Raw genomic sequence first — 7,072 nt, 5'->3', positions numbered from 1 at the left:
GCTCCGTGCACGCCCCCCCCGCCGCTGTTGTGTCCGTCGTGCGTGCGGGGATCAGCCCAGCCCGCGGGAGTCCTGCTTGAGAGCCGTGTCGACGGTCAGTGCCGTCGCCACGACGAGGCTCAACAGGGGCTCGGGGAGCTGGTAGTGGATCTGCAGGACGTAGTTGTCCGCGGTGGTGAACATGGTCTTCGCCAGACCTTCCCAGGTCTTGGTGATCCGGGCGACCTCGTTGTCCGCGTGGTCGACGATCGCGAAGTTCCAGGCCCGCCAGTTCTCCGCCTTGATCGCCCCGACCTTCTGGCCGTCGACGTTCATCGCGAAGTTGATCTTCCCGATCATGTTCTCCTGGACGATCTCGCCCACGGGCGAACCGTCCGGACGCGACACGACCACCCGCGACTTGAGGAACTTCGCGGGCCTCGTCAGCAGCAGCTGCGGCTGGCCGTAGGCGTCACGGATCTCCAGCCGGTGCGTCATGAACTGGTCGAGGCTGGAAACCAGACGCATCGCCTTCTTCAGCGTGCTCTGCCCGACCTCGGTGACCGAGCCGATCTGGTTGCCGTTCTGATCCATGACCTTGTACTCGTTGGTCACCTCGATCAGCTTGGCCTTCTGGTTCACCACCAGGACCGGCTCGGTGAACAGGCTGCCGCCACCGGCGGCGCCGGCCGCGACCCCGGCCTGCTGCTGCACCTGCTGCTGCACCCGCGGGTCGGGGACGGGAGCCTGCTGGCCGTAGGCCTCCTGCTTGCCGTACGCCTGCTGCGGGCCGGGCTGCGCCTGCTGCGGTACCTGCTGCGCCGCCTGGGCCTGCTGGTCCGGGCTGGTGTGCTCGGTCCACTGGGAACCGTCCCAGTAGCGCAGCGTCTGGGGCGCTCCCTGCGGATCCGGGAACCAACCGGCAGGAGTGTTCGAATGCGTGGTCACCGGGGCACACTACCGCGAGCCCGTAGGAATACAACCAGGTGTTCGGTATCCGTCCGCACACCCGCCCACGCTCTCGTCCCCGCACCCGTCCGCATGGCCATCAGCCGGTGACGATCGCCGGGTCGCTGACGCCGGGCCGGCCGTTCTCGACATGTCCGGCCAACCGCCGCAGGAACGTTGCGTCGGCGTCGGACACGACGGTCAGGTCGTACCAACGCCTGCTCGCCAGAAGGTCCACCGTGTGCTTGACGCTCGCGCCCGCGCGCACCTTGAACGTCTGCGGCTTCCCGCCGTAGCCGCTGGTGACCTTCAGGTTCACCGTGCCGGAGCCCTTGTTGGTGAAGGTCAGCTCCAGGTCGTCCCCGGCGTGCCGCGCGCTCACCTCGGGACCGGCCGCCTTGCCGGGGCCCCGGAAGGTGCGCAGGAAGCCGTTCGGACCGTGCACGGTCAGGTCGTACGAGCCGTTGGAGTACGCCGAGTTCCAGGTGTCGGAGACGGTCTTGCCCGCTTCCGTGGTGTAGGTCCACGGGCCGTCGGTGCGGTTGCCGGAGGTGACGAGGAACGCGGCGCCCGCCTTGGCCCCCGAGGCGAAGGTGAGCGTGTACTTCCCGGCGGCCGGGTCCGCGGAACCGTCCACCAGGGGCGCGTACTTGAGCGGGCGGGCCGGGCGCGAGCCGCGCTCCTGCTTGGGCAGGGCCGGGTGCGCGGGCGGGGCCGGCACGTAGTCGGGGTGGCGGTTGTGGTCCGGCGGCTCGTAACCCGCGGTGTCGGGCAGCGCGACCGGCCTGGTGTCCTTGCAGGCGAAGTCGAAGGCGGAGCTGAGGTCGCCGCTGATCGCGCGGCGCCAGGGCGAGATGTTGGGCTCGTGCACGCCGAAGCGGCGCTCCATGAAGCGGATGATCGAGGTGTGGTCGAGCGTCTCGGAGCAAACGTAACCGCCCTTGCTCCAGGGCGAGACGACGAGCATCGGCACCCGCTGGCCGAGACCGTAGGGCCCGGCGGCATGACCGGCGTCGCCCTTGAAGAGGTCCGGGCCGACGTCGACCGTGGACTTGCCCTGCGCGGCGGACTGCGGCGGGTACGGCGGCACGAGGTGGTCGAAGAACCCGTCGTTCTCGTCGTACGTGATGAACAGCGCCGTCTTCCCCCACACCTCGGGGTTGGAGGTGAGGGCGTCCAGGACCTGGGCGATGTACCAGGCGCCGTAGTTCGCGGGCCAGTTGGGGTGCTCGGTGAACGCCTCGGGTGCGACGACCCAGGAGATCTTCGGCAGCGTTCCGCCCTTGACGTCGGCCTTGAGCTGGTCGAAGAAGCCCTCGCCCTTGCGCGCGTCGGTGCCGGTGCGGGCCTTGTCGTAGAGGGGGTCGCCGGGCTTGGCGTTGCGGTACTTGTTGAAGTAGAGCAGGGAGTTGTCGCCGTAGTTGCCGCGGTAGGCGTCGCTGATCCAGCCCCAGGAGCCGTTCGCGTCGAGGCCGTCGCCGACGTCCTGGTAGATCTTCCAGGAGACCCCGGCCTCTTCGAGGCGCTCGGGATACGTCGTCCAGTCGTAGCCGACCTCGTCGTTGCCGAGGACGGGGCCGCCGCCGGAGCCGTCGTTGCCCGTGTACCCCGTCCACATGTAGTAGCGGTTGGGGTCGGTGGAGCCGATGAACGAGCAGTGGTAGGCGTCGCAGATGGTGAAGCTGTCGGCGAGCGCGTAGTGGAACGGGATGTCGCCGCGGTTCAGGTACGCCATCGTGGTCGCCGACTTGGCAGGCACCCACTTGTCGTACTTGCCCTGGTTGAAGGCGGTGTGTCCGTCGCTCCAGCCGTGCGGGAGGTCCTGGATGAAGGCGAGGCCCAGGCCGTCGGCCTCGGGGTGGAAGGGCAGCACGTCCTTGGTGCCGTCCGACTGGTACCAGACCGGCTTGCCGCCGGGCTTGGTGGTGGCCGGACGCGGGTCACCGAAGCCTCGGACGCCTCTCAGCGAGCCGAAGTAGTGGTCGAAGGACCGGTTCTCCTGCATCAGGACGACGATGTGCTCGACGTCCTCGATGGTGCCGCTGCGGTGCGCGGCGGGCAGGGAGGCGGCTCTGGCGATGCTGTCCGACAGCGCGGTGAACGCCGCGGTGCCGCCCGCGAGTTGGAGGAAACGGCGCCGATTCACTTGAGGCATGAGTGGGTGACCTCTTGTCCTGACGGAGTACGGATGGCCGGCTGATCCCGGATGCTGATGGAACATGCGCGGTTGGAGTGTTCCAAGAGCACCAAACGTCAGGGAAGGGTCTTGTGGCGTCGATGTGAAAGTCGGCGGTACGCAAGGCGAATGGTTGCCTCCGCGGATTCCGCGAGCCCTCCCTTGCAGACCAGCTCACGCACCCTGTACAGCGGACGTGGATCAACCCGTGGCAGCGAGTTCGACGATGTGCCGGGCCGTGCCGACAGGATCGACGATCCGATGGAGGTGCTCGCCGGGCAGGTGCGCCACACGCCGGCCGCGTTCGCGCGCCTCGACGGAAAGGTCGTCGTACGGAGGACCGAACAGCAAGGAGGAGCAGGGGTGATCGTCCCAGCCGTCGGGCACCGGGATGCGCTGCTCGTAGTAGTCCAGCGGCAGGGTCGGCTGCTCCTCGACGACTTCCTGGCGCACCAGCGGATCGGAGAACATCGGGGCGACGTCCGCCTCGTCCCACCAGTCGGTCCAGCGCGGCAACCGTCCGTTCACCGCCATCGGGCGCAGGAACTCCAGCAACTCGGGCGCGGCGACCGGGGTCGGCCCGACCCGCGCCGGCAGCGCGGCATCGACAAAGACCGAAGCGGTCACCGGGTGATCGAGACCCGCGCGAATCACCGGAAGAAACAAGCCTGCGTTGCTGTGCACCACCAACGTGACGGGACTCCCGGCCGGAACCTCCCGCAGGGCATCACGCACGGCGCCGACGACACGGGGCCAGAAGGGCGGACCACTGACACCTATGTGCAGCAGGGACGGCACCCGTACCCGGTACCCCGCCGCGGTCAGTTGTTCGGCCACCGGGCGCCAGGTCGCGGGACCCACGGACGGACTGTGCACGAGAACGAGGATCGGCTGCATGTGGGGATCCTGTCGCCCGTGGCGTGGGGGGCGCGACGGTCTTGGCCTAGAGCGGAACGGGCGGTAGCGGGGCGGCGGTTCAACGCTGCCACCTCCTGCTCGCCCGCGCCGTCACCGCCGAGCCGGGCGAGGGAAGCCCCCGTCCTCTCACGTATCCCCAGCGCTCATTCGGGACGCACACACCGCTGACGTCCTGAGGTCCTGAGGGACCGGGATCACGTCACGTCACGTCCGTGAACCGCGGAGCCTCCTCCTCCTCGCCCGGTCGCCACCCCGTCACCAGTGCCCGCATTGCCCGCTCGTAGCAGTCGGCGACCGCGAGCTGCGGTGGCTCGTTGCCCGAGAGCACCAGTGACACCAGGCCGTGGGCGGTTCCCCAGACCGACAGGGCGATGACTTCGGGGGTGGAGTCGGACGTGAACTGGCCGGCTTGCTGTCCGCGACGCACGGCGTCGACGAGGGGCCGGTAGGTCTCGGTGACCTCGCGCGGCCGGTCCGCGTCGGACGGGCAGTGGACGCTGCGGTCGGCGAAGAGGATCGCGTAGAGGTGCGGGTTGGCGACGGCGTATTCGCGATAGGCGAGCCCAAGGTGGATGACGTCTGCGGCCGGGTCGCCGGTCGGGCGGATGGCGGCCAGGCGTGCGACGAAGAGCCGTACGGCCTCCTGGTAGAGGCTGTCGAGCAGGCCGGCCTTGTTGCCGAACAGCGAGTAGACCGCCGTGGTCGAGGTCTTCGCGTCCGTCGCGAGCTGTCGCAGGCTCAGCGCAGCCGTGCCCCGGTCGAAGACCGTGGCGGCCGCGCGGTGCAGGAGCCGTTGCCGGAGCGCTTCGTCATGTGTCTTGAGCCTGGCCATGACGCCAGCATATTGCAACGCCGTTACGGATACTCCGTGGGGTCACCTCACGATGTCACCGACCGACGCCCCTAACCTCACCTCCTGCCTGCCCCGCAAGGGAATTCCCGTCATCTCAGCAGGTCGCGGAGGCGGCCCGAGAACCCTCGGGCCACATGACAGCCGAACGGTCGGATCGAGCAATCAAAACACTGTTACGGTTACTCGCGTGGACATCGAACGAACACCTGACGAGCGCTTCGACGGTCTCCCCGGTTGGCCGTACGAGCCTCGGTACGCCACGGTCGGCGACGGCCTGCGCATGCACTACGTCGACGAGGGGCCGCCCGACGGCCCGGTCGTGGTCCTTGCTCACGGCGAGCCGACCTGGGGCTACCTGTACCGGAAGATGATTCCCGGCCTGGTGGCGTCCGGCCGACGTGTCCTGGTGCCCGACCTGATCGGATTCGGCCGCTCCGACAAGCCGGCCGACCGGGCGGCGTACACCTACGAGTCCCACGTCGCCTGGACCGGCGCCTGGCTGGACCGGCTCGGCCTCACGGACATCACGCTGTTCGGGCAGGACTGGGGCGGGTTCGTTTTCCTCGTCCACGTCGGGCTCACGCCGGATCGGTTCGCGGGCGTGGTCGCCGCCAACACGGGACTGGCCGCCCCGGAGGTCATGGCCGCGTTCACCCCGGAGGAGTTCGCGCCCGCGGCGAGCGCGTTCCTGCGCTGGCTGGAGCAGTCCGAGTCGCCCGACCTGACCGCCTCATGGGCCGTCGGCAGCCCCGACAGCGCGCTCAACCAGACCGCCCACGTCCTCACCGACGAGGAAGCGGCCGCCTACGACGCCCCCTTCCCGTCCGAGCGGCACTTCGCGGGAGCGCGGCAGTTCCCCCAGCTCGTCCCGCTCGACGCCACGGAACCGCCCGCCTCGATGCTGAACCGCGCCTGGGCCGGGCTCGCCGACTTCGAGAAGCCCTTCCTCACCGCGTTCGCCCAACACGAGGACATCACGCGCGCATTCGAGCAGGCCTTCCAGGCCCACGTCCCCGGTGCGCAGGGGCGGAACCATCCGACGATCCCCGGCGCCGGTCACTTCCTGCAGGAGCAGCAGCCGGACCTGCTGGTCGACGCCATCCTCAGCCTCGGCTGACAGCCGCACTTTCCGAACAACGACCCACCCCAACCAGACAGAGGACAATTCATGTCGGAGCGCAATCCCATTCTGATCACCGGTGCGGGCGGAGCGATCGGCGGCGTGAGCCGCATGATGGTCGACATGCTGCTCGAACAAGGGCACCCGGTTCGCGCGTTCGTACGGCAGGACGACGAACGCGCGCAGTCCCTCCGCCAGGCCGGGGCGGAGGTCTTCGTCGGTGACCTGCTCACCATCGCCGACGTGACCGCCGCGCTGAAGGGCGTCCGGCGCATCTACTTCAGCATGAGCCTGTCGCCGTACTACACGGACGCCGTCAGCCTGATGGCCGCGGCGGCACGGGCCCAGGGCAACATCGAGGTGTTCGTCAACATCTCCGAGTACGAGCAGTCCTTCATGACGTTCGACAGGATGACCGCGCCGGAAGAGGAACGGCGCGCGCGGCTCGGCGGACTCGTCGCCAACTGGTCGCCGCAGCAACGGGCCCACTGGGTCGCCGAGCAGGTGCTGGAGTGGTCCGGCCTCCCGACCGTCAACGTGCAGGCGGCCTTCTTCGTCGAGAACCCCATCATGACCTGGCTGGCCCTGGGCTCACTGGCCGACGGTGAACTGCGCCTGCCCTTCGGCGACCACCGGCTCGCACCCATCGCCGGTTACGACGTCGCGGAACTGTGCGCGAAGATCCTGGCCGATCCGGCGCCGCACATCTCGAAGTCCTACGCGCTCACCGGCCCGGAGCTCAAGGACATGCACGGGATCGCGGAGGACTTCGCGGCCGTGCTGGGAAGCCCGGTCACATATGTTCCCGAAGACATCGAAACCTGGAACAAGACCTACGTGGACACCAACATGTCCGCGTACCCGCACATCGCGGAGCACCTGAAGACCCTGACACGGATCATCGGCCGCGGAGGATACGGCGGCATCACCGACGAGCTGGAGACCCTGCTCGGGCGCCCGCCGAAGACCGTGCGGTGGGCGCTGGCGAACCACCCGCGCATCCAGGAGCTGGCAGCCGCTCTGAGCAACTGAGCGGTCGGAACGGTGACGGGGGGGGGGGGGGGGGGGGGGGGGGGGG

6 protein-coding genes are annotated in these 7,072 nt (G+C 68.9%); 2 read left to right on the top strand and 4 right to left on the bottom strand.

The window, feature by feature from the left end; genetic code table 11:
• Positions 1–51: 51 nt before the first annotated feature.
• The 4 genes from ACN6LB_RS45380 to ACN6LB_RS45365 form a co-directional block, all read right to left on the bottom strand.
• Entirely contained in the window at positions 52–927 is an 876-nt protein-coding gene (locus ACN6LB_RS45380; RefSeq protein ID WP_445031041.1) for a phospholipid scramblase-related protein, read from the bottom strand.
• A 100-nt stretch (positions 928–1,027) separates the two neighbouring features.
• Positions 1,028–3,082, bottom strand: coding sequence for a phosphocholine-specific phospholipase C (locus ACN6LB_RS45375; protein ID WP_445031040.1), 2,055 nt, complete (start codon positions 3,080–3,082; stop codon positions 1,028–1,030).
• Positions 3,083–3,304: 222 nt separating this feature from the next.
• Positions 3,305–4,000, bottom strand: coding sequence for an alpha/beta hydrolase (locus ACN6LB_RS45370; protein WP_445031039.1), 696 nt, complete (start codon positions 3,998–4,000; stop codon positions 3,305–3,307).
• Positions 4,001–4,220: 220 nt separating this feature from the next.
• Complete coding sequence (locus tag ACN6LB_RS45365; RefSeq protein WP_445031038.1) at positions 4,221–4,853, bottom strand: TetR/AcrR family transcriptional regulator; 633 nt, start codon at positions 4,851–4,853, stop codon at positions 4,221–4,223.
• Positions 4,854–5,061: 208 nt separating this feature from the next.
• On the opposite strand from ACN6LB_RS45365, the gene ACN6LB_RS45360 reads away from it, so the two are divergent.
• Both ACN6LB_RS45360 and ACN6LB_RS45355 read left to right on the top strand, forming a co-directional pair.
• Entirely contained in the window at positions 5,062–5,991 is a 930-nt protein-coding gene (locus ACN6LB_RS45360) for a haloalkane dehalogenase (RefSeq protein ID WP_445031037.1), read from the top strand.
• A gap of 51 nt (positions 5,992–6,042) precedes the next feature.
• Entirely contained in the window at positions 6,043–7,026 is a 984-nt protein-coding gene (locus ACN6LB_RS45355; protein WP_445031036.1) for an NmrA family NAD(P)-binding protein, read from the top strand.
• Positions 7,027–7,072 lie beyond the last annotated feature (46 nt).

Source organism: Streptomyces sp. SAS_270, assembly GCF_052543295.1.
The sequence above is the reverse complement of the archived record's forward strand: the minus strand, read 5'-3'. Positions and strand labels throughout refer to the sequence as shown.